Origin of the sequence: Mycobacterium sp. B14F4 (assembly GCF_039871645.1) — a bacterium.
In the GTDB taxonomy this organism is placed as follows: Bacteria; Actinomycetota; Actinomycetes; order Mycobacteriales; family Mycobacteriaceae; genus Mycobacterium.
Genome location: NZ_JBDPMF010000007.1, coordinates 242,430 through 264,506 on the forward strand (window position 1 = coordinate 242,430; position 22,077 = coordinate 264,506).

22 protein-coding genes and 1 tRNA gene are annotated in these 22,077 nt (G+C 67.2%); 15 read left to right on the plus strand and 8 right to left on the minus strand.

Annotated features, from left to right (window positions below; genetic code table 11):
- Nucleotides 1–3: 3 nt before the first annotated feature.
- The 6 genes from ABGB19_RS20225 to ABGB19_RS20250 all read right to left on the minus strand — a co-directional run bounded on the left by ABGB19_RS20225 (nucleotide 4) and on the right by ABGB19_RS20250 (nucleotide 6,788).
- Nucleotides 4–528, minus strand: coding sequence for a DUF4190 domain-containing protein (locus tag ABGB19_RS20225; protein WP_347687766.1), 525 nt, complete (start codon nucleotides 526–528; stop codon nucleotides 4–6).
- Complete coding sequence (locus ABGB19_RS20230) at nucleotides 525–2,018, minus strand: ATP-binding cassette domain-containing protein (RefSeq protein WP_347687767.1); 1,494 nt, start codon at nucleotides 2,016–2,018, stop codon at nucleotides 525–527. Before ABGB19_RS20230 ends, ABGB19_RS20225 begins: the two co-directional genes overlap by 4 nt.
- Nucleotides 2,008–3,567: a thiol reductant ABC exporter subunit CydD gene (gene cydD / locus ABGB19_RS20235; protein ID WP_347687768.1), complete on the minus strand. Its 1,560-nt coding sequence runs from the start codon at nucleotides 3,565–3,567 to the stop codon at nucleotides 2,008–2,010. Before cydD ends, ABGB19_RS20230 begins: the two co-directional genes overlap by 11 nt.
- Nucleotides 3,568–3,620: 53 nt before the next feature.
- Nucleotides 3,621–4,661: a cytochrome d ubiquinol oxidase subunit II gene (cydB, locus tag ABGB19_RS20240; RefSeq protein WP_347687769.1), complete on the minus strand. Its 1,041-nt coding sequence runs from the start codon at nucleotides 4,659–4,661 to the stop codon at nucleotides 3,621–3,623.
- Nucleotides 4,662–4,670: 9 nt separating this feature from the next.
- A complete protein-coding gene (locus ABGB19_RS20245) occupies nucleotides 4,671–6,128 on the minus strand; it encodes a cytochrome ubiquinol oxidase subunit I (protein WP_347687770.1) in 1,458 nt (485 codons plus the stop codon).
- A 66-nt stretch (nucleotides 6,129–6,194) separates the two neighbouring features.
- Entirely contained in the window at nucleotides 6,195–6,788 is a 594-nt protein-coding gene (locus tag ABGB19_RS20250) for an HdeD family acid-resistance protein (protein ID WP_347687771.1), read from the minus strand.
- 283 nt (nucleotides 6,789–7,071) lie between these two features.
- Here ABGB19_RS20250 and ABGB19_RS20255 point away from each other — a divergent pair, with 283 nt between their 5' ends.
- The 9 genes from ABGB19_RS20255 to ABGB19_RS20295 all read left to right on the plus strand — a co-directional run bounded on the left by ABGB19_RS20255 (nucleotide 7,072) and on the right by ABGB19_RS20295 (nucleotide 14,692).
- Nucleotides 7,072–7,992 (plus strand): ABC transporter substrate-binding protein, encoded by a 921-nt coding sequence (locus tag ABGB19_RS20255; protein WP_347687772.1) that lies wholly within the window; start codon nucleotides 7,072–7,074, stop codon nucleotides 7,990–7,992.
- A 10-nt stretch (nucleotides 7,993–8,002) separates the two neighbouring features.
- A complete protein-coding gene (locus ABGB19_RS20260; RefSeq protein WP_347687773.1) occupies nucleotides 8,003–8,932 on the plus strand; it encodes an amino acid ABC transporter permease in 930 nt (309 codons plus the stop codon).
- Nucleotides 8,933–8,940: 8 nt separating this feature from the next.
- Nucleotides 8,941–9,693: an amino acid ABC transporter ATP-binding protein gene (locus tag ABGB19_RS20265; protein ID WP_347687834.1), complete on the plus strand. Its 753-nt coding sequence runs from the start codon at nucleotides 8,941–8,943 to the stop codon at nucleotides 9,691–9,693.
- Between the two features lie 5 nt (nucleotides 9,694–9,698).
- Complete coding sequence (locus ABGB19_RS20270; protein WP_347687774.1) at nucleotides 9,699–10,826, plus strand: DUF5931 domain-containing protein; 1,128 nt, start codon at nucleotides 9,699–9,701, stop codon at nucleotides 10,824–10,826.
- Nucleotides 10,799–11,449: a response regulator transcription factor gene (locus ABGB19_RS20275; protein WP_347687775.1), complete on the plus strand. Its 651-nt coding sequence runs from the start codon at nucleotides 10,799–10,801 to the stop codon at nucleotides 11,447–11,449. The genes ABGB19_RS20270 and ABGB19_RS20275 overlap by 28 nt, the downstream gene beginning before the upstream one ends.
- Before the next feature lie 44 nt (nucleotides 11,450–11,493).
- Complete coding sequence (locus tag ABGB19_RS20280) at nucleotides 11,494–13,287, plus strand: DUF2339 domain-containing protein (protein WP_347687776.1); 1,794 nt, start codon at nucleotides 11,494–11,496, stop codon at nucleotides 13,285–13,287.
- A gap of 38 nt (nucleotides 13,288–13,325) precedes the next feature.
- Nucleotides 13,326–13,817: a DNA starvation/stationary phase protection protein gene (locus ABGB19_RS20285; protein WP_347687777.1), complete on the plus strand. Its 492-nt coding sequence runs from the start codon at nucleotides 13,326–13,328 to the stop codon at nucleotides 13,815–13,817.
- Nucleotides 13,818–13,949: 132 nt separating this feature from the next.
- Complete coding sequence (locus tag ABGB19_RS20290) at nucleotides 13,950–14,243, plus strand: alpha/beta hydrolase (protein WP_347687778.1); 294 nt, start codon at nucleotides 13,950–13,952, stop codon at nucleotides 14,241–14,243.
- Entirely contained in the window at nucleotides 14,240–14,692 is a 453-nt protein-coding gene (locus ABGB19_RS20295) for an SRPBCC family protein (RefSeq protein WP_347687779.1), read from the plus strand. Before ABGB19_RS20290 ends, ABGB19_RS20295 begins: the two co-directional genes overlap by 4 nt.
- Here ABGB19_RS20295 and ABGB19_RS20300 read toward each other — a convergent pair.
- Both ABGB19_RS20300 and ABGB19_RS20305 read right to left on the minus strand, forming a co-directional pair.
- Nucleotides 14,664–15,920, minus strand: coding sequence for an adenylate/guanylate cyclase domain-containing protein (locus ABGB19_RS20300; protein ID WP_347687780.1), 1,257 nt, complete (start codon nucleotides 15,918–15,920; stop codon nucleotides 14,664–14,666). The two genes, ABGB19_RS20295 and ABGB19_RS20300, sit on opposite strands and share 29 nt — an antisense overlap.
- Before the next feature lie 120 nt (nucleotides 15,921–16,040).
- Nucleotides 16,041–16,114 (minus strand) — tRNA-Leu (locus ABGB19_RS20305).
- A gap of 75 nt (nucleotides 16,115–16,189) precedes the next feature.
- Here ABGB19_RS20305 and ABGB19_RS20310 point away from each other — a divergent pair.
- The 6 genes from ABGB19_RS20310 (at nucleotide 16,190) to ABGB19_RS20335 (ending at nucleotide 22,062) form a co-directional block, all read left to right on the plus strand.
- Nucleotides 16,190–16,813: an ANTAR domain-containing response regulator gene (locus tag ABGB19_RS20310; RefSeq protein WP_347687781.1), complete on the plus strand. Its 624-nt coding sequence runs from the start codon at nucleotides 16,190–16,192 to the stop codon at nucleotides 16,811–16,813.
- Between the two features lie 194 nt (nucleotides 16,814–17,007).
- On the plus strand, nucleotides 17,008–18,222 hold the full coding sequence (locus ABGB19_RS20315) for a branched-chain amino acid ABC transporter substrate-binding protein (RefSeq protein ID WP_347687782.1): 1,215 nt from the start codon (nucleotides 17,008–17,010) through the stop codon (nucleotides 18,220–18,222).
- Between the two features lie 82 nt (nucleotides 18,223–18,304).
- Nucleotides 18,305–19,342 carry a branched-chain amino acid ABC transporter permease gene (locus ABGB19_RS20320; protein WP_347687783.1) on the plus strand — a complete coding sequence of 346 codons (1,038 nt, stop codon included), beginning with the start codon at nucleotides 18,305–18,307 and terminating at the stop codon, nucleotides 19,340–19,342.
- Nucleotides 19,339–20,508, plus strand: a complete 1,170-nt coding sequence (locus tag ABGB19_RS20325) for a branched-chain amino acid ABC transporter permease (RefSeq protein WP_347687784.1) — start codon at nucleotides 19,339–19,341, stop codon at nucleotides 20,506–20,508. The genes ABGB19_RS20320 and ABGB19_RS20325 overlap by 4 nt, the downstream gene beginning before the upstream one ends.
- Nucleotides 20,505–21,332, plus strand: a complete 828-nt coding sequence (locus tag ABGB19_RS20330; protein ID WP_347687785.1) for an ABC transporter ATP-binding protein — start codon at nucleotides 20,505–20,507, stop codon at nucleotides 21,330–21,332. The genes ABGB19_RS20325 and ABGB19_RS20330 overlap by 4 nt, the downstream gene beginning before the upstream one ends.
- The gene (locus tag ABGB19_RS20335; protein ID WP_347687786.1) at nucleotides 21,316–22,062 is read left to right on the plus strand and encodes an ABC transporter ATP-binding protein; all 747 of its coding nucleotides are present in this window, start codon (nucleotides 21,316–21,318) and stop codon (nucleotides 22,060–22,062) included. The genes ABGB19_RS20330 and ABGB19_RS20335 overlap by 17 nt, the downstream gene beginning before the upstream one ends.
- The last annotated feature ends 15 nt before the right edge of the window (nucleotides 22,063–22,077 follow it).

Below are 22,077 nucleotides of genomic sequence, written 5' to 3' on the forward strand. Positions count from 1 at the left end.
CAACTAGGGCGTCGGGGTCAACGTCACCGAGAACTGGTCCTCGACGCGCTGCTGGAACTGCTCGGCGCACTCCTGAACGGCTTGCTGGTCGCCGCCCGCGCGGGACAGGCAGTCGATGTAGTCGCCACCGCCGACCTCGCCGAAACCCCAGACAGCCAGGCCGATGAAGACCAGGGCCTCGATGATGCTCAGAAAGCCGAGCACGATGCCTGCAACAGCCATCCCGCCGTTGGTGGCTTCACCGCGCTTGGCCCGGCCCCAGCCCAGGAACCCGAGGATCACCGCGACCACGCCGAGCACGATGCCGCCGAACACCGACAGCAGCGCGATGATCGCGATCACCAGCGAGGCGATGCCCAGGCCGTTCTTCGGGCCGGTGGGCGGCGGCGCGTATCCGGGATAGGGCTGCTGCGGCGGCGGGGGATAGCCACCCGGGTAGGTGCCGTACTGAGGCGGCGGCGGGGGAGGTCCCGGCGGTGCGGACGATGGCGGTGATGACGGCGTCTCGGGTTTGTCCGGTTCGCTCATGGCGATGAGGTTACTCCGCCGAGCGCCAGATCAACGGTGCGACAGAAAACTACGTCCGGCAGGTGATGGGTCGCGACGACGACCGTGCGCTGAGCCGGGAAAAGTGAGCCGGGACTGAGCAGTTCGGAGAGGACCCGGCGACCGTCGGCGGCGTCGAGGTGCTCGGTGGGTTCGTCGAGCAGCACGATCGGAACCGTCGTCAGGAGTGCGCGGGCGAGCAGCAGGCGCCTGCGTTGTCCTGCCGACACCGATGTCGCGCCTCCGACCAGCACGGTGGACAGGCCATCGGGCAGTGAGTCGAGCCAGGCACCCAGCCCCACCCGCGACAACGCGTCGATTATCTCATCGTCGCGGGCATCGCCCCTCGCGACCAGCAGATTGTCCCGCACGGTGGTCGAGAACAGGTGCGCATCCTCGGCGAAAAATACTGCGCCCGAATATTTTTCCGCCAAGTTCAGCAGCAGTGTCGTCTTACCGGAGCCGCTGGGCCCGGTGATCGCGAGCCGGTCACCAGGTGCCAGGTCGACCGGGCGAACGCTCGGTCGGCGACGCGACGGAGTCGACGGCGCGGTCATTTCGGCCAACCAGCGGGCGGCGCTGCGGGACCGGGAGAGTTGCACGGCGGCGCCGGGCAGTGCCGTCGTGGCCTCGAACGCCGACAGCGGCAACAGCATCAGGATCGCCAGCGTCGTCGGCGCCACGGTCGACGCCAGACCGATCCCGGTGATGACCGCGCCCAGAACGCTGGCGCCGATCGCTGCGGCGGGTGCCGCCCAGGCAAGCGCAGCGGGTGCCGACGCCCGGTCGATGGCGCGGCCCCATTCGCGTTGCTGGCGGCCGGCGTCGGCGATGAAGTCGTCGAGTCGACCGCATACACGCAGCTCCGGCGCGTGTTCGAGCGCGGTCATCACCGCCGCATCGCGCGACGAATGGTGCTGTGCTGCAAGCCTCTCGGCCGCGCCGGCGGCCCGTGCACTCAGCCATGGCGCCGCGACACCGGCGACCAGGAGGCATGCCGCCAGCAACGCCGCCGCGCCAGGGGAGATCACTGCGATGGTCCCGACGGCGGCCAGCCCCAGTACGGCGGCGACCGCGATCGGCACCACCGCGCGGACCAGCACATCGGAGAGTTCGTCGACGTCGGCGCCGGCGCGGGTCACCAATTCGCCGCTGTGGTGGCGCATGACCGCTTCGGCGTCGCCGCGGGCGAGAGTCGTGTACAGCCGCTCCCGGACCGCCGCGGCGGTCCGCAGCGCGGTGTCGTGCGAGGCGAGCCGTTCGCAGTAGCCGAGCACGCCGCGGGCGATGCCGAGCGCGCGAACGGCGACCACCGCGACCGTCAGGTCGAGAACCGGAGGCATCTGCCAGGCCCGGGTGATGAGCCATGCCGAGACACCGGCCAGCGCGAGCGCACTGCCCAGCGACAGCACGCCGAGCCCGATCGCCAACAGCAGCCGGGGCAGTCGGGGCCGCACCAGGTCAAGAAACATCGGCGTACCCCACCGGCACGATTCGGTCGCCGATCGCCAGTACCGCGTCGCGGTGGCCCACCACGACGACCGTGTCGCCGGCGGCGGCGCGATCCACCACCGAGCGCAGCACTCGGTCCTCGGCGGCGGTGTCGAGATGAGCGGTGGGCTCGTCCAGGAGCAGCACCGGTGCCGGTGACCCGAACGCCCTGGCCAGGCCCAGTCGCTGGCGTTGCCCCAGCGACAGACCGACACCACCACGCCCGATCCGCGTGTTCAGTCCTTCCGGCAGCCCGGCCAGCACCTCATCGAAATAGGCTGCGCGGCAGGCACTCTGCACATCGGTCAGGGGTCCGAACAGCGCCAGGTTCTCGAGCACGGTGCCGGCGATCAGTACCGGTCGGTGCGACAGCCATGCCACCTGCGACCACCATGCGCGCGGTTCGAGATCCGCGACGTCGATACCGTCGATGAGGACACGGCCCGACGGCGGCCTGTCGAGCGCCAGGATGGCCTGGAGCAACGTGGATTTGCCCACCCCGTTGGGGCCCGTCAGCACGGTCACCCGGCCGGGTTCGATGTCGGCATCCAGCGCGTCGATGTGAATCGTCGCACCCTTGGCCGTCACCGTCCGTGCGCCGGCCGGCGGGGCGGGAAGCTGTTCGACGAGGGCGAAGGCCGCGTCGGCGGCCGTCTTTCCGTTCTGGGCGGCGTGGAACGCCACGCCGACGCGCCGCAGCGGCCAGAACACCTCGGGCGCCAGCAGCAGCGCTGTCAGTCCCGCCGTCAAGGTCATGTTCCCGTACACCAACCGCATGCCGACACTCACCGCGACCAGTGCCACCCCGAGGGTGGCCAGCAGTTCGAGCACCAGCGCCGACAGGAATGCGATCCGGAGCGTGGCCATGGTCGAACGGCGATGTGCCGCACCCAGTTCGGCGATTCTGCTCACCGAACCGCCGACCCGGTCCAGTGCGCGCAGCGTCGGCAGTCCCGCGATGAGGTCCAGCAATCGGGACTGCAGGGTGCTCATGGCCGCCAGCGCCGCGGCGGAGCGGTCGGCGGTGGCCAGCCCGATGAGCACCATGAAGATCGGGATGAGGGGCAGGGCGACCAACACGATCGCCGCCGATCTCCAGTCGTACACCGCGATCACCGCCGCGGTCGCGGGCGTCAGGATCGCCGCCAGGACCAGCGCGGGAATGTAGGTGGTGAGGTACTGCCGGAGCCCGTCGAGCCCGCGCGTCACCACCGCAGCCGCGTCGTCGCGATGCTCGGCCAGGCGGCGCGGCGGGAGCGAGGTGACCGCGGTGAGCACCCGGTCGGCCAGATCGGCGATCACCGCGCTCGAACCACGCTGGGCGACCCGGCCCTGCCGCCACTGGGCGACGACGCGAATCGTCCATACCGACAACAGGATCCACAAGGGCAACGCAAGAGCCTGCAGGTCGCGTCGGGCCGGGTCGGTGATCACCCGGGCCACGATGTCGGCCAGCACGACCGCCGACGCGATCGTGCACGCCGAGATCACCACGCCGTAGCCGGTGGTGGCGACCAGGAAGCGACGCATCGCCGACGATCCACGCACGAGCCGGGGATCGACGGGTCCGCGGGCGACGGTCGTCAGGATGCCCGCCTCGCCAGGCCCGTGGGGGCGGGAATCGCCTCGGCGCTGATGCGCTTGCGAAACACCCAGTACGTCCACGCCTGGTAGCCGATGACCAGCGGCACCAACGTCAACGACGCCCACGACATGATCGTGAGCGTGTAGGCGCTCGACGAGCCGTTGAAGATCGTCACGCTCCAGTCCGGGTTCAGGGTGGACGGCAGCAGGTTCGGGTACATCGACCCGAACAGCAGCACCGCGACGGCGGCCACCACCACGACCATGGCGGCGAACGCGACGCCCTCGCGCCGCCGCGCCCACATCAGCGCGACGGCCGTGAGCAACGCGGTGACCGCGACCCCCAACGCCAGCCACGTCCACGTCTTGCCGTGGGTCGCCTGCGTCCACAGCGCGAAGCCGCCTGCCAGTACGACCACGGGGGGTGACAGCGCACGCGCGAACCGGAAGGCGTCCTCGCGCACCGAGCCGGCCGTCTTGAGCGCCACGAACACCGAACCGTAGAAGGCGAACAGAGAGGCGGTCGCGAGGCCGCCGAGAAGCGTGTAGGGGTTCAGCACGTCCGAAATCGACGGCTGCGCATTGCCGTCGGCGTCGACGGGCAGACCGCGCACCAGGATCGCGAACGCGACGCCCCACAGAAGGGCGGGCAGCCACGACCCGAGCGCGATGCCGGTGTCGGCCCAGGACCGCCAGCGGGCGTCGTCGATCTTGCCGCGCCATTCGATTCCGACGATCCGCAGAATCATGCCGAAAAGGATTGCCAGCAGCGGCAGGTAGAGCGCCGAGAACACCGACGCGTACCAGTTCGGGAAGGCCGCGAACATCGCGGCCCCCGCGGTGATCAGCCAAACCTCGTTGGCGTCCCAGACCGGGCCGATGGTGTTGAGCACCGCGCGCCGACGCGGCTCGGGGTCCTCATCGCCCACGCGTCCCATGGGGATCATCAGCATGCCGACACCGAAGTCGAAGCCCTCGAGAATCAGGAAGCCCAGAAACAGTGCCGCGATGAGCACGAACCACAGTTCTTGAAGTCCCACCACAATCTCCTAGTACGCGAACGACAACGGCTTGACGTCGTCTTCTCCGGGCGGTTCGGGAGGGGCGAGTTCCGCGTCGTGCTCCTGGGGGCCTTCGACCACGTAGCGGCGCATCAGCCAGAACCAGATCACCGCCAGCACGCCGTAAACGAGCGTGAACACCGCCAACGAGAACAGCACCGTGCCCGCAGCGTGCCCCGACACCCCCTCTTGCACGGTCAGCCGGACCAGTGGGTCACCGGTCGGGTTGGGCACCACAACCCATGGCTGACGGCCCATTTCGGTGAACACCCACCCGGCCGAGTTGGCGAGGAACGGCGTCGGGATGGAGATCAGCGCGAGCCAGGAGAACCACCGCTGCGTCGGGATCCGGCCGCGCCGGGTCAGCCACAGCGCGGTGAGCGCGAACACGACCGGAACCAGCAGCAGGCCGATCATTGCGCGGAACGCCCAGTAGGTGACGAACAGATTCGGCCGGTAGTCACCGGGACCGAACCGGTCCTGATACTGCCGCTGTAGGTCTTCGACGCCCTGCAGGGTGACGCCGCTGAACTCACCCTCGGCCAGATAGGGCAGCACGTAGGGGACATCGAGCACATGTGTGACGCTGCTGCAGTTGTTCTGGGTGCCGACGGTCAGAATCGAAAAGTCCGGGTCGGTTTCGTTGTGGCACAACGATTCTGCCGACGCCATCTTCATCGGCTGTTGAACGAACATCAGCTTGCCCTGGATGTCGCCGGTGAAGAACAGGCCCGCGGCCGCCACGAGCGCGACCAGGCTGCCCGCGATCGTCGCCGGGCGGTACATGGAGCGAGCGTCGGGCTCCTCGGCCTGCCGGTGCGCCCGGATCATCAACCAGGCGGACACGCCGGCCACGAAAGTGCCTGCGGTCAGGAAGGATCCGGCGACCGCATGCAGGAAGGCCCAGACGGCGGTGTTGTTGGTCAGCAGCGCACCGAAGTCGACCAGCTCCGCGCGTCCGGTCTGCGGGTTGAACTGGGCTCCCACCGGGTGTTGCATGAACGAGTTCGCGGCGATGATGAAGTACGCCGAGGCGTTGACCGCGAGCGCGACGATCCAGATGCAGGCGAGATGCACCAGTCGCGGCAGCCGGTGCCACCCGAAGATCCACAGCCCGATGAAGGTCGACTCGAAGAAGAACGCGATCAAACCCTCGAATGCCAGGGGAGCGCCGAACACGTCGCCGACGAACCTGGAGTACTCGCTCCAGTTCATTCCGAACTGGAACTCCTGCACGATCCCGGTGGCCACGCCGAGCGCGAAGTTGATCAGGAACAACTTGCCGAAGAACCTGGTCAGCCGATACCACCGCGTGTCGCCGCTGACGACCCACGCCGTCTGCATGGCGGCGATGATCGGCGCCAGCCCGATGGTCAGGGGGACGAACAGGAAGTGGTAGACGGTGGTGATCCCGAACTGCCACCGTGAGACGTCCAAGGCATCCATCCGCCACTCCCCAGCATCGCCGACACAATCTACGACACAGTGTAGTAGCGATGCGTGCCGTTGCGCCTACTCGGCAGGCTGAGCAGTACGCTCGGAAACGGCTGCGGCCAGGTTCTTCGACGCTTTCCGGATACCGATCGCGGACACGATTTCGAACACACCGAGGACGATCAGCCAGATACCAACCACGATGGTCAGCGTCTCGAGCGACTCGAACGGCGCCGCCAAAATGACCACGCCCGCGATGAGGCTGATCACCCCGATGAAGATCTCCCAGGCGCGTCCGGGCAGCGTCGGATCGCTGATTGCGGACACCGCGGTGGCCACGCCGCGGAAGATGAAGCCGATACCGATCCAGATCGCCAGCAGCAGGATCGACTCCTGCAAACTGCGGAAGCACAGCACGGCAAGGATCAGTGCGGCGGCCCCGGAGATGAACAGCAGCACCCGGCCGCCCGCCGAGACGTGCAGGCTGAACGCGAATATCACCTGGGCAATGCCCGTGACCAGCAGATAGGCGCCGAAGAAAATCGCCGCGATGACGATGGTTTTTCCCGGCCAGAGCCAGATCAGCACGCCGAGAGCGACGGCCAGGACCCCCGAGAGCAGGGTGGATTTCCAGAGATGCCCCAGCATGCTGGGCGGAGCGAGGCTTTCCATGGCCGAAGTGTGGCATAGCGGAATGGAATTAAGATGGCGATTCGATATCGATTCGAACCGCGTCATTATGGTGTGCATGGTATTTGTTCTCCACCGTGACCGCCGGCGACTGGAGCCAGACCGAGACCGAAACCTTGGTCGAGGGCGCGGCGTACGTGTACTGCCCAAAGGTCTGGGGAGTCGAGTAGCGCTCGGATTAAGCCTGCCAGCGGGTTAGGTCTCTACTACTGTTCCGTTACCGGCGCTTCGCGTCGGGTCCACGGAGCAGAAAGTAGAGGCAGACGTGTTAGGTGACTGTCAGAACCGTCGAGGGAAATTCTGGCGCTTCGCCGTGGTGTTTGCTGCGGCCGGCGCATTCGCCCTGTCCGGCTGCGCGAGCGAAACCGGCGGTGGCGGCGAGACCACCAGCCAGGCCCCGGCCGTGTCGGCCGAGAAGGTCGACGAGATCGCCAACACCGTTCCCGAGGAGATCAAGTCGTCCGGCGAGCTGGTCATCGGTGTCAACATCCCCTACAAGCCAAACGAATTCAAGGATCCCGACGGCAAGATCGTGGGATTCGACGTGGACTTGATGAACGCGATCGCGGCAACGCTCGGCCTGCGGCCGGAATACCGCGAGGCCGACTTCGCCAGGATCATCCCGTCGATCCAGGAGGGCACCTTCGACGTCGGCATGTCCTCGTTCACCGACACGAAGGAGCGCGAGCAGTCCGTCGATTTCGTCACCTACTTCTCGGCAGGCACCCTGTGGGCGCAGCGCCCCGGCTCGCCACTTGATCCGAACAACGCCTGCGGCAAGAAGGTTGCGGTGCAGGCGACCACATACCAGGACACCGACGAGCTGCCCGCCAAGAGCAAGGCGTGCACCGACGCCGGCAACCCGCCGATCGAGATCGTCAGGTTCGACGGTCAGGACGCCGCAACCAATGCCGTGGTGCTCGGCCAGACCGACGCGATGTCCGCGGATTCGCCGGTGACGCTCTATGCGATCAAGGAGACCAACGGCAAGCTCGAGGCAGCCGGGGAGGTGTTCGATGCCGCACCCTACGGCTGGCCGGTGCGGAAGGGCTCACCGCTGGCGCAGTCGCTGCAGAAGGCGCTCGAGCACCTCATTGAGAACGGCCAGTACGAAGAGATCGCCACGAACTGGGGCGTCGAGAACGGGACGATCGACAAGCCCGTGATCAACGGCGCCATCAACTAAGGATTTCGCGATGACCGATGTCGACACCTCGCCACCCGCCGTCCCCGCCGCGATCGACGCCGTACCGCTGCGGCATCCGTGGCGGTGGGTGGCGGCCGTCGTCATCCTCGTGCTCGTCGCGCTGTTCCTTTACGGCGCCGCGACCAACGATGCGTATCGCTGGTCGACGTACTCGGAGTACCTGTTCAACGAGCGGGTCCTCAAGGTCGGTGTCGTCAACACCCTGCAGCTGACCATCTACTCGATGGTCGGGGCGATTGCGCTCGGTGTGGTGCTCGCGGTGATGCGGCTGTCGCCGAATCCCGTGCTGCGATCCGTGTCCTGGGTGTACCTCTGGATCTTCCGCGGCACCCCGGTGTACGTGCAGTTGGTGTTCTGGGGCCTGATCCCGACCATCTACCAGAACATCCGGCTGGGCGTGCCGTTCGGCCCGACGTTCTTCCAGCTGGACCTGCAGGCGCTGTCGATCCCGTTCCTGCTGGCGATCATCGGGCTGGCGCTCAACGAGGCGGCCTACATGGCCGAGATCATCCGCGCCGGAATCAGTTCCGTGCCCGAGGGGCAGGCCGAGGCTTCGACGGCGCTGGGCATGTCGTGGGGAATGACGATGCGCCGCACCGTACTTCCGCAGGCGATGCGGGTGATCATCCCGCCGACCGGCAACGAGGTCATCAGCATGCTCAAGACGACCTCGCTGGTGACCGCGGTGCCGTTCACGCTGGACCTGTACGGCATCACGTCGCGTGAGATCGCGGCGCGCATCTTCGAACCCGTGCCACTGCTGTTGGTGGCGGCGACGTGGTATCTGGTGGTCACCAGCGTGCTGATGGTCGGCCAGTTCTACCTGGAACGCCACTTCTCGCGCGGCGCCTCGCGGAAGTTGACGACCAAGCAGCTCGAGGCGCTGGCCAAGGCGCAGACCGCGGAGGGACACGTATGACGACCCCGATGGTGAAGGCCGAAAGTGTCTGCAAGAGCTTCGGCGCCCTGGAGGTCCTCAAGGGCATCACGCTCGAAATCGGCCGGGGCGAGGTGCTGGTGATGGTCGGGCCGTCGGGGTCGGGCAAGTCGACGTTCCTGCGCTGCATCAACCATCTCGAAGTGGTCAACGCAGGCCGGCTGTACGTTGACGGTGAGTTGATCGGCTACCGCGACAAGGGCACCAAGTTGTACGAGATGTCCCCCCGCGACGCGGCCAAGCAGCGGCGCGACATCGGCATGGTGTTCCAGCACTTCAACCTGTTCCCGCACCGCACGGCGCTGGAGAACCTCGTCGAGGCGCCGATCCACGTCAAGCGGATGAAGAAGCATGACGCCATCGCCCGGGGGAGGGATCTGCTCAAGCAGGTCGGGCTGTCGGAGAAGGCCGACGCGTATCCCGCGCAGCTGTCCGGCGGCCAGCAGCAGCGTGTGGCGATCGCGCGGGCGCTGGCGATGAACCCCAAGCTGATGCTGTTCGACGAGCCGACCTCGGCGCTGGACCCCGAGCTGGTCGGCGAAGTACTCGAGGTGATGAAAAAGCTTGCCTCAGAAGGTATGACGATGGTGGTGGTGACCCACGAGATGGGCTTCGCCCGCGAGGTGGCCAACCAGCTGGTGTTCATGGACGGCGGCGTCGTCGTGGAGAGCGGACCGCCCCGCGAGGTGCTCGGCAACCCGCAACACGACCGCACGAAGGCGTTCCTGTCCAAGGTGCTGTAAGTCCAATGCCGGACAGCGCACCGGATCCGGCGACGCCACTGTGGCGCGCCGCGCAGGTGTTCCGGCTGCTGAGTTGTCTTTACGCGCTCGGCTTCCAGATCGCCGTCAACGACAACCTCGACCGACCCGCCCTGGCCTGGGTGCTGTTCGCCGTGCTGATCGCGTGGAGCGCCGCATGCGCGCTGGCATACCTTCAGGGCTTCGGCAGGCGACCGGCGTGGGTGGTGGCCGAGATCGTCGTCGTGGCGGTGCTGATCCTGTCGACGAGGGTCGTCGCCTCACCACAGTGGGCTTTCGACAACCAATCGTGGCCGACGACGTTGTGGGCCACCAACGCCACCATCTCGGCCGCCATCGTGGCGGGGCCGATCGCCGGGATGCTGACCGGCGTGGTCGTGATGATCGCCAGCACGATCGTCAAGGGCTTCATCAACTACGACCTCGGCCGGAACGCCACCATCGTCATCGAACTCGCGGTCGGTCTCGTGGTCGGGATGGCCGTCCAGACCGCCCGCCGCGCGCACGCCGAGCTGGAACAGGCGGCACGAGTGGCGGCCGCGCACCAGGAGCGCGAGCGCCTGTCGCGCGAGGTGCACGACGGCGCGATCCAGGTACTGGCCCTGGTGTCCCGCCGGGGTCGCGAAATCGGCGGCGAGACAGCAGAACTCGCCGAACTGGCCGGCGAGCAGGAACGCGCGCTGCGGCGGCTGGTCAGCTCCGCCGAGGCCGAGTCCCGCAACGACGCGATGACCGACGTCGGCACGCTGCTGCGGCAGCGGGCATCCGACCGCGTCTCGGTGAGCCTGCCGGCCGACCCGGTGTTCCTCGACGCGAGGGTGGCCGCGGAGTTGGTCGCGGCGGCCGGCAACGCTCTCGACAACGTGGCCGCCCACGCGGGTCCCGACGCGCACGCCTATGTGCTGCTGGAAGATCTCGGGGACACGGTCACCGTCAGCATCCGCGACGACGGCGTCGGCATCCCCGACGGTCGGCTCGCCGAGGCCGTCCGCGAGGGACGGGTGGGAGTATCGAAATCGATTGTCGGACGGTTGACTTGGCTGGGCGGCAGTGCCGAGCTCAACACCGGTCCAGGGAGCGGGACGGAATGGGAACTGACGGTACCCCGACGGTGATGGTGGTCGACGACCATCCCATCTGGCGCGACGCGGTGGCCCGCGACCTCGCCGAGGCCGGTTTCAGCGTGGTCGCCACCGCCGACGGGGTGGCGGCGGCGGGGCGCCGGGCCGCCGTCGTCCGCCCCGATGTGGTGGTGATGGACATGCGGCTCGCCGACGGTGACGGCGCACGGGCGACGGCCGAGGTGCTCGCGGTGTCGCCGTCGTCGCGGATCCTGGTGTTGTCGGCCTCCGATGAGCGCGACGACGTGCTGGAAGCGGTGAAGGCCGGGGCGACGGGCTATCTGGTGAAGAGCGCCTCCAAGCAGGAACTCGGCGATGCGGTGCGGGCCACCGCCCAAGGCCGGGCGGTGTTCACCCCCGGTCTCGCTGGGCTGGTGCTGGGGGAGTACCGCCGCATCGCGCAGACACCGGGGCCGCAGACCCCGAGCCTGACCGAGCGCGAGACCGAGATCCTGCGGTACGTGGCGAAAGGCATGACCGCCAAGCAGATCGCGAGCCGGCTGTCGCTGAGCCACCGCACGGTCGAGAACCACGTGCAGGCGACATTTCGCAAGCTGCAGGTCGCCAACCGCGTCGAACTGGCCCGTTACGCAATCGAACACGGGTTGGACGAGTAGTCCTACTCATCCGCAGCGGCCGCACGGCGGTGAGGATGGCGGACATGACCGAACCGCATCGTGCCGTCATCGCCCGGCTGTCCGCCGATTTCGCCGCGCTTTCCCAGCAGCTGGCCCGGGCGTCGGCCGATCTGACCGAGCTCGACCGGGTGTTGGCGCAGCGTCCTGCAGTCTCCCCGCCGCCGTACTGGCCGCCGCAGTATGTGCCGCAGTATCCGCAGTACCAGGCGCCGCCGCCCCCGCCGCCTGCGCCGGCCCCGACCCCCGTGCCGGTCCCGCCGCCTGCGCCGCGACCGCCGCGCGACCAGGGCTGGATCGGCAAGCTGCTCGCGGTCGCGGGCGTCGCTGTCACGCTCATCGGCGTCGTGCTGCTGCTGGTGCTGGCCGCTCAGGCCGGCATTCTGCGACCCGAGATCAGGGTGGCGGCCGGCGCTGTGCTGGCGGCGGCGCTGGTGGGCGCCGGCGCCTGGCTGTACACCCGTCCCGGCGGCCGCACGGGCGCGATCGCGTTGGCCGCCACCGGTATTGCGGCGGCCTACATGGACGTCATCGCCGCCACGACCATCTACGACTGGGTGGTGGCGCCCGTCGGACTCATCATCGCCGCGGCCATCGGCGGCGGTGGACTGACCATGGCGCGCCGGTGGAACTCCGAGCACCTCGGACTCCTGGTACTCGTCCCGCTGCTCGTGCTCGCACCTGTCGTGGTCGGCGGCATCTCGCTGCTGCTCGTCGGGTTCATGCTGGCGCTGTCGGCGGCGTCCCTGCCGGTGCAACTAGGCAAGGACTGGATCTGGCTGCACGCCGCGCGCATCGCCGCCGGCACGCTGCCGCTGTTGGTGGCGCTCGCCGCCGTCCACGACGGTGACGGGACCGATCCATGGCTGGCGGGTGCATGCGGCATCGCGGCTGCACTGGCCATCGCCTCGGCGCTGATCCTCCTGCCGCACACCGGCAACAAGGCGGTGATGGCGCTGCTGACCGCTGCTGGCGCGCTGCCCGTGCTGTGCGCGGGCCTGGCCGTCGACCGGACCGTCGCCGCGCTCATGGCCGCTGCGCTGGCCGCGGTGATGCTGGCGCTGGTACTGCTCGGCGATCGGTCCCCCGGCGGCGACCGGATCGTGCGCACTGTGTGGGCGGCGCTGTCGGCGGTCTCGGCGCTGATGGCCGTGCTGCTGGCGTTCGACGGGTACCTCGTGGGCCCGGTGCTGCTGGCCATGGCCCTGGTGACGGCGCTCGCGGGACGCAGCCTTCGGGTTGCGAGATGGACGGCGACGGGCTTCGCGGTCGTCGGCGCCGGTTTCTACCTGAGCTATGCGCCGCCCGTGTTCTTGGTCGAACCGACGGAGATGACGGTCGCGCACGCCGTGTCGACGCTCATCGCCAGTGTCCTGCTCACCGCGTTCGCCGCAGTGCTGGTCTGGTCCCTGCCGCGCCGGGACTCTGCGGCGTGGGCGGCGTCGGCATCGGTGGCGATCTATGCGGTCACCACGTTCACCGTGACCGCAGGCGTACTGGTCGGCGGCCCGGACGGCGGCTTCTTCGCCGGTCATATGGCCGCCACCATCTGCTGGATCGTGGTTGCGGCGGCCTTGTTCGGGTACGCCGCCCGGCTGACGCGCCCTGACCGGTCGATGCCCATCGGTGGGGGACTGGCCCTGGTCGCGGCCGCGATGGCCAAGCTGTTCCTCTTCGACTTGGGCACCCTGGACGGAATTTTCCGGGTGGCGGTGTTCATCGTCGTCGGCTTGGTCCTGCTGGGGATGGGGGCCGGCTACGCCCGCCTGCTGGAGAAGCAGGATCAGCAGCAACCCGATGTGACCGCCGACACGCGCTAAACTGGACTTAATCCAGATAAGGAGGCGTTGAAGGAGTCATGGGCACATCAACACGTCGTACAGAGGTAGAAGTACAAGGATTCCAGGCGTCACCCGAGCTGAGCGCCAGCCTGCAGAGGGTTCTGGTCGACCTGGTCGAACTGCACCTGCAGGGCAAGCAGGCGCACTGGAACGTCGTCGGGACGAACTTCCGCGACCTGCACCTTCAGCTCGACGAACTCGTCGACTTCGCCCGCGAGGCCAGTGACACGATCGCCGAGCGCATGCGTGCCCTCGACGCCGTGCCAGATGGCCGGTCGGACACCGTCGCGGCCGGCACCTCACTGCCGGAGTTCCCGGCCTACGAGCTCAGCACCGGCGAGGTCGTCGATCTGATCACGGGCCGCATCTACGCCACGGTTGACACGATCCGCGTGGTGCACGACGCGGTCGACGCCGAGGACCCCAGCACCGCCGACATCCTGCATCAGCTCATCGACGGCCTGGAGAAGCTGGCCTGGCTGATCAAGTCGGAGAACCGCAAGGTCTGATCCGGCGGGTCAGTCGCGCGCAGCGCAGATGACCGCGATGGTCGCGTCGATGAGGGCGTCCAACTCCCGGCGGTCCGCCCCGGTCCGGGCCCGGACCGCCAGGGTGTTGAGTGTCGGTCGGCGAAGGTGGCGGTGAAGGCCTCCATCGTGTCCTCGACGATCGCGCGTACCTCCGCGTCGCCGGGGGCTTCGGTGAGCGCCGTACCGAGCAGGAAGCAGCCCCTTTGGGGCGACCGCGATCGCTACATCCCCTTCGCCACCGTGCGCGATTTGGCCGATCACATACCCGGAGCCACGTTGACCCGACTGACCGGCGCCGACCATTACGTCATGGAGGAGCGGCCCGTCGAGGTGACCGCGGTGATCCTGCAGCTGTTAAAGCGGCCGTGCGTCGTTTCGCGCGATGCGGGTATATCTCCGGCGTGACCGTGACTCGAGATATCCATGCCTCTCGCCGGCAGGTGTGGGACGTGATGGCCGACGGATGGACGTATTCGCAGTGGGTGGTCGGTAACAGCCGGATGCGCGCCGTCGACGCGAACTGGCCCGCGCCCGGCGCCTCCATCCGCCACTCGGTCGGTGTGTGGCCGCTGCTGTTGAATGACGAAACAGTGGTCGAGAAGAGCGTGCCCTTGGAGGAACTGGTGCTGCACGCCAAGGGCCGTCCATTCGGGGGTGCTCGGATCGCTTTGCGGCTCAGCGACATTCCCGACGGCTGCCGAGTCGAGATGCAGGAGTTCCCGGTCAGCGGACCCGCCGCCGTCCTGCCGAACCGGCTGTCCGACGTCGCCGTGTACCCGCGCAACCGCGAAACCCTGTGGCGGCTCGGCGCGCTGGCCGAACGGCTCAAACCGACTGAGCTCTCCGACCGCTGAGCGGTTCGGTTTCCACGGCGCGGCGCACCGCTTCCTCGTCGCGGCGACCGACGAGGTACCAGGTCGTCATGACTCCTTTGCCTTTGACGTCGACCTCGCCGCGGCGCTCGAGCACGAACGAGTCGTTGAGCCGTTCGTAGACGTCCTGCGGCACCTGGATCTTGCCCACGACATCGGTGGTTTCCATGCGTGATGCGACGTTGACGGCATCGCCCCACACGTCGTAGAAGAACTTGCGCGCCCCAACCACCCCGGCGACCACTGACCCTGCCGCCAGTCCGATCCGGAGCGGTACCTCACGACCGCGCGGATCCCTGAGCTCGGCGACGGCGTCGGCCATGTCCAACGCCAGACAGGCCAGCGCCTCGATGTGATCCGGCCTCGGCTGGGGCACGCCGCTGACGACCATGTAGGAGTCGCCGCTGGTTTTCACCTTCTCCAACCCGTGCCGGTCGACGAGGGCATCGAGATCGGTGTAGAGCCGGTCCAGGAACCTGACCAGCTCGTCGGGCGGGGTGTCGCTGGCCCGTTTCGTGTAGCCGGCGATATCGGCGAAGAGTATCGACGCGTCGTCGTACCTGTCGGCGATCACGGTGCGGCTCGGGTCCTTGAGGCGTTCGGCGACGGACGCGGGCAGGATGTTGGTCAACAGCCGCTCCGAACGTTCATACTCCGCCTCCATCGCCTCCCTGGCACGACGGATCTCGCGCAGGGCGTACCACAGTGTTGCCATGACGAGGATCCACGCTGTTACCACCGTCAGCACGAAGGACAGGGTGAACGCCCACGGGGGCTGACTTCCGGTGTCATTCGGGACGAAGAATTCCAGGACGACAACCGTCACCGCGCCGATGGCCGCCAGCGCCGACGCCAACAGGATGTGGTCGATGCCGAGGACGACGACGGTGATCGCTGCGGCGACGACGAAGTAGAACTGAAGGCCAGTACCCGTGCCGAGATGGATGCAGAGCACGGTGATCTGGGCGTAGGCGACCGTGAAGAACACCAATGGCGCCAACAGTTCACCAAACCGGCACAGCAGCGGGATCATCACGAAAACCGCTGCGCTGCCGAAGTTCACCGCGGCGATCCACCAGGTGTCCTGCCCGATCAGCAGGCCCTGGACGGCGAAGAACGCGGTGATGCCCGCGCTGATCATCGCTGTCACGTTCAGTACCCGGCGGTGGCGGGCGGCGTTCTCGGCGTGATGGCGGACCCGGGCGGGCATTCGACTCTCCAGTGCCACTTCGGGCACGCAAACGGGCCGAAACCTCATGTCCACTTACGAAGCGTAGCGCCGGCATTGTCGACGACCTGCACACTTTGACGAGAGTTTGCGTCCGGGAAGTGCCCTCGGTGAGACTCGAACTCACACTGTCACGATTTTGAGTCGTGTGCCTCTGCCAATTGGGCTACGAGGGCGTTCATGCGCGGCTTACCACGATAGAGGATGACCCGAGGTCGCCGAACGCGGCCGCTACCGCCACAATGTCACCCATGACCGGGTCACCAGCCGACAGTCAGAAGGCACGCCGAGTTCTCGTCGCTGAGGACGAGGCGCTCATCCGGATGGACTTGGCCGAGATGTTGCGCGACGAGGGATACGAGATCGTCGGTGAGGCCGGTGACGGGCAGCAGGCGGTCGATCTGGCCGAGAGCCTCAAACCGGACCTGGTGATCATGGACGTCAAGATGCCGCGGCGCGACGGCATCGACGCGGCATCGGAGATCGCCGGCAAGCGCATTGCGCCCATCGTCATCCTGACCGCGTTCAGTCAGCGGGAACTGGTCGAGCGGGCCCGCGACGCCGGCGCGATGGCGTACCTGGTCAAGCCGTTCACCATTACCGACCTGATCCCGGCCATCGAGGTGGCGGTCAGCCGGTTCAGCGAGATCTCCGCTCTGGAGCAGGAAGTCGCGACGTTGTCCGACCGGCTGGAGACCCGCAAGCTGGTCGAGCGCGCGAAGGGTTTGCTGCAGGCCAGGCAGGGGATGACCGAGCCGGAGGCGTTCAAGTGGATTCAGCGCGCCGCCATGGACCGCCGAACCACCATGAGGCGGGTCGCCGAGGTGGTGATGGAAACTCTCGACACGCCCGGCGACACCGCGGCGTCCAGCTAATGGGTGTCGAACCGTTAAGAGTGCGTTTCCGACCCCGCACTTCTGCGGGTACGCACACCGGACGGTCGTCGCGCATTTCCCAACAGCACGCACTGCGGCCATGCGTTGGCTATGGTCGTCCCGAAGCGTCGCCGCCCCCGCCTGCTTCGGCTTGGGCGCCGACGCCGACCAAATCAATGACCCGGAGGTGAAGCGTGCGCGGTGGCGTGGCACGGAAAGCATTTGCTGTCGGTGGCGCAAGCCTGGTTGTGCTCGGCATAGCCGGCTGCCAACAGTCCCAGCCGAGTGACGGAGACGGCGCGCAGGCCGACCTGAAGATCGTCGAGCAGGTGCAGATCGACGAGAACGGCGCCGAGATCCCACCGCCCCAGGAGGCTGCGGCCGCCGATCCGGCCGGTGACGGTAACGCTCAGTGCCCGCCGGTGTCGCTGGCAATGGCGGGCGCACTCAACGGACCCGACGCCGCGCTGGGCATCAACATCAAGAACGGCATCCAACTGGCCGTCGACACGCACAACGCCGCCAACCCGGGCTGCCAGGTGCAACTGAAGACCTTCGACACCGAGGGCGACCCGCAGAAGGCCACACAGATCGCGCCGCAGATCGTCGATGACGCGTTCACCATCGGCCTGATCGGCCCGGCCTTCTCCGGTGAGACCAACGCCACCGGCGACGTGTTCAACCAGGCCGGACTGGTCGCGGCCACCGCATCGGCGACGAATGTCACGCTGTCGGAGAAGGGCTGGCGGACCTTCTTCCGCGGCCTGGGCAACGACGGTGTGCAGGGGCCCTCGGTGGCCAACTACATGAAGAACGGGCTCGGCTTCGGAAAGGTCTGCGTCGTCGACGACAGCACCGACTACGGACTCGGGCTGGCCCAGGCCATCCGCGAGACCCTCGGTCCGGTCGCCGATCCGGGGTGCAACATCTCGGTGAAGAAGGGCGACAAGGATTTCTCGGCGGCGGTGACCCAGCTGAAGGGCGCCGCACCCGACGGTGTGTTCTTCAGCGGGTACTACGCCGAGGCGGCACCGCTCGCCCAGCAATTGAAGGACGGCGGTTTCGAAGGCACCTTCGTCACCGGTGACGGCGTCAAGGATCCCGAGTTCGTCAAGCAGGCCGGTGAATCGGCCAAGGATGCGGTCCTGTCGTGCCCGTGCGGTCCGGCGACCGGTGCGTGGGCCGACGAGTACACCAAGAAGTTCAACCAGGAACCCGGGACCTACAGCGCCGAGGGCTATGACCTCGGCACGATCCTGCTCAAGGGCATCGATTCGGGCGCCATCACGCGGCCCGCGCTGCTGGAGTTCGTGCGCAACTACAACGGCCAGGGCGTGGCACGGCAGTATCAGTGGACCCCGAACGGGGAGCTGACCACCAGCCTGATCTGGATCTACAAGGTCCAGTAGAGGCCGACCGAGAACGCGTCCGAGACCGTAAGGCTCGGGCGCGTTCTCGTCATCACAGCGTTCGCGAGGAGCCTGCCGCCGGATGATTTCCCAGTGCGTCGACGAGTACGCCTGCTTGGCCGCCAACATCAACTTCAATCTGGACGGTCTGCGAGACGGCTTCTGGCAATTGACGATCGACGGCCTGTCCTGGGGTGCGATCTACGCACTGGTGGCGGTCGGCTACACGCTGGTGTACGGCGTGCTCAAGCTGATCAACTTCGCGCACTCCGAAGTGTTCATGCTCGGCATGTTCGGCGCCTACTTCTGCCTGGACATGATCCTCGGCTTCACGCCCAGCGGTAACAGCTACAACGTGGGGATCGCGCTGACGGTGCTGTATCTGGCCATCGCGATGGTCTTCGCGATGCTGGTGTCCGGCGCGACGGCCGTCGGCCTGGAAGCGGTCGCGTACCGGCCGCTGCGCAGGCGCAACGCAGAGCGGCTCTCGTTCCTCATCACCGCGATCGGCATGTCGTTCGCGCTTCAGGAGTTCGTGCACTTCATCCTCCCGAAGATCATCGACGGCTACGGCGGGTCCAACGCACAACAGCCGATTCGCCTGGTAGAGCCCGAGACTCAGTTCACGATCTTCGGTGCGGCGGTCAGCAACATCACCTTGATCATCGTCGTGGCCGCGATGATCTTCGCGTTGATGACCGACGTGGCGATCAACCGCACCAAGTTCGGCCGTGGCATCCGCGCGGTCGCCCAGGATCCCACCACCGCGACCCTGATGGGCGTATCCCGCGAACGCGTCATCATGACCACATTCCTGATCGGGGGCCTGCTTGCGGGCGCTGCGGCGCTGCTCTACACGCTCAAGGTGCCGCAGGGCATCATCTACTCGGGTGGCTTCCTGCTGGGGATCAAGGCGTTCTCGGCGGCCGTGCTCGGCGGTATCGGCAATTTGCGCGGCGCGCTGCTCGGCGGGTTGCTGCTGGGCATCATGGAGAACTACGGCCAGGCGGTGTTCGGGACCCAGTGGCGCGACGTCGTGGCGTTCGTGCTGCTGGTGCTGGTGCTGCTGTTCCGTCCCACCGGGATACTCGGTGAGAGCCTCGGGAAGGCCCGTGCATGAGTCTCTCTAGTAAGGCGCTGGCCCCCGGCGACGCGCTGCGCGGATGGTGGGAGGGCCTGTCGCGGGTGCAGAAGTGGGGCTTCGGTGTGTTGGCCTTCGGCACACTCGCGTTGCTACCCCTGTTCCCGCCACCGTTCCTGAACACCCCCAACATCAGCTTCGGCGGAACCATGGCGCAGTTCGCGATGGTCGCGATCATCGCGATCGGCCTCAACGTCGTGGTGGGCCAGGCGGGGCTGCTCGACCTCGGGTACGTCGGCTTCTACGCCGTGGGCGCCTACACAGTCGCACTGTTGACCAGTCCGAGCAGTCCGTGGAACAAGACGGGACCCACGGGGCTCTTCAGCGAGGACTGGGCGTGGCTGTCATGCATACCGCTGGCGATGGCGATCACGGCACTAGCCGGCCTGATCCTGGGCACCCCGACGCTGCGACTGCGCGGTGACTATCTGGCCATCGTCACCCTCGGATTCGGCGAGATCATCCGCCTGATGGCGGACAATCTCTCCGACATCACCAACGGGCCCCGAGGCCTGCCGGGCGTCGAGTACCCCCGGGTCGGGGAGAGCGAGCGACTTCCCGAAGGGGTGTTCTCCAGCGCGAATTCGACGGGTGACGCGAACTACGGCACCTGGTGGTTCTGGCTGGGCCTGGTGCTCATCGTCGTCATCCTCATGCTCGTGGGAAATCTCGAACGCAGCCGGGTCGGGCGAGCATGGATCGCTGTGCGGGAGGATGAAGACGCAGCGGAGATCATGGGCGTCAACGCTTTCCGGTTCAAGCTCTGGGCCTTCGTGATCGGAGCGGCGATCGGCGGACTGTCCGGGGCCCTGTATGCCGGTCAGGTCCAGTATGTGGCGCCACCGACGTTCAACATCATCAACTCGATGCTGTTCCTGTGTGCGGTGGTGCTCGGGGGACAAGGCAACAAGCTGGGCGTGATCGTCGGTGCGTTCGTCATCGTCTATCTGCCGAACCGGTTGTTGGGCGTGGAATTCCTCGGCATCAACCTGGGCGATCTGAAGTATCTGTTCTTCGGTATAGCGTTGGTGGTGCTGATGATCTTCCGGCCGCAGGGCTTGTTCCCGGCGCGCCAGCAGCTCCTCGCCTACGGCAGGGCCGCGCGCAACCTGTTGAATTCCTCGGAGAAGGAGTCAGTGAGGTGACAATCGAGGAACTGGCCGGTGTCCACCGCGACATCCGGGCCGCCGAAGGCGAAATTCTGCTGCAGACAAAGGAGTTGACGGTCAAGTTCGGCGGCTTGACGGCCCTGGACTCGCTGACCTTCGAAATCCGGCGCGGTGAGATCCTCGGCATGATCGGCCCGAACGGCGCCGGAAAGACCACCTGCTTCAACGCGATCACCGGGGTGTACCGCCCGACGTCGGGGACGGTCACCTTCGACGGTGCGCCGCTCGGCCGGATCAAGCGGCATCAGATCACCCGCCGCGGAATCGCCCGCACTTTCCAGAACATTCGGTTGTGGGGCGAGATGACCGCGCTGGAGAACGTCATGGTGGGGACCGACGCCAGACATCACACCTCCGTTCCCGGCGCCCTAATCCGCACTCCGCGTCATCGCCGTGAGGAACGGTCGGCGATCGAGCGCTCGGCGGCGCTGCTTCATTTTGTAGGCATCGCCCACCGCGGCGAGGAGAAGGCGAAGAACCTGCCGTACGGCGATCAGCGCCGACTGGAGATCGCCCGAGCGCTGGCGACCGAGCCCAAGCTGCTGTGCCTCGACGAGCCGGCGGCCGGGTTCAACCCGCGCGAGAAGGCCGCATTGATCGAGCTGATCCAGAAGATCCGCGACGACGGGTACACCGTGCTGTTGATCGAACACGACATGCGGTTGGTGATGGGCGTGACCGACCGCATCGTGGTGCTGGAATTCGGCCGCAAGATCGCCGACGGCCTGCCCGCCGAGATCCGCGAGGACCCGACGGTGATCGCGGCCTATTTGGGGGTGCCCGATGACGCAGCCGACTGAGGCCCCACGGCCCATTGTTCTCGAATTGCGGGACATCGTCGTGCAATACGGGCGGATCCGTGCTCTGCACGGGATCTCGCTGACGGTCCACGAGGGCGAACTCGTGACACTGTTGGGCTCCAACGGCGCCGGCAAGACCACGACGATGCGGGCGATCTCGGGACTGCTGCCGCTGACCTCGGGATCGATCTGGTTTGAAGGCGCCGACATCAGCAAGGTCAAGGCCCACCACCGCGTGGTCCGGGGACTGGTGCAGGCGCCGGAGGGGCGGGGGGTGTTCCCCGGCATGACCGTCGTCGAGAATCTCGAAATGGGATGCTACGGGCGAAAATTCGATTCCAAGCAGCAGCACCGTGAGCGCCTGGACTGGGTGCTGGAGACCTTCCCGCGGCTGGCCGAACGGCGCAACCAGGTCGGCGGGACACTGTCGGGCGGCGAGCAGCAGATGCTGTCGATCGGCCGGGCGCTGATGGCCCGCCCCCGGGTGCTGCTGCTCGACGAGCCGTCGATGGGCCTGGCGCCCATGGTGATCTCGCAGATCTTCAAGATCATCGCCGAGATCAACGCGCAAGGCACCACGGTGCTGCTCGTCGAGCAGAACGCCCAGCAGGCGCTGAGCCGCTCGGACCGGGCCTACATCCTGGAGACGGGTGAGGTGACGCGCGAAGGTGGCGCCCGGGATCTGTTGGCCGACGACAGCATTCGAGCCGCCTACCTGGGCGTGGCTTGACGCCGTCGATGCGGG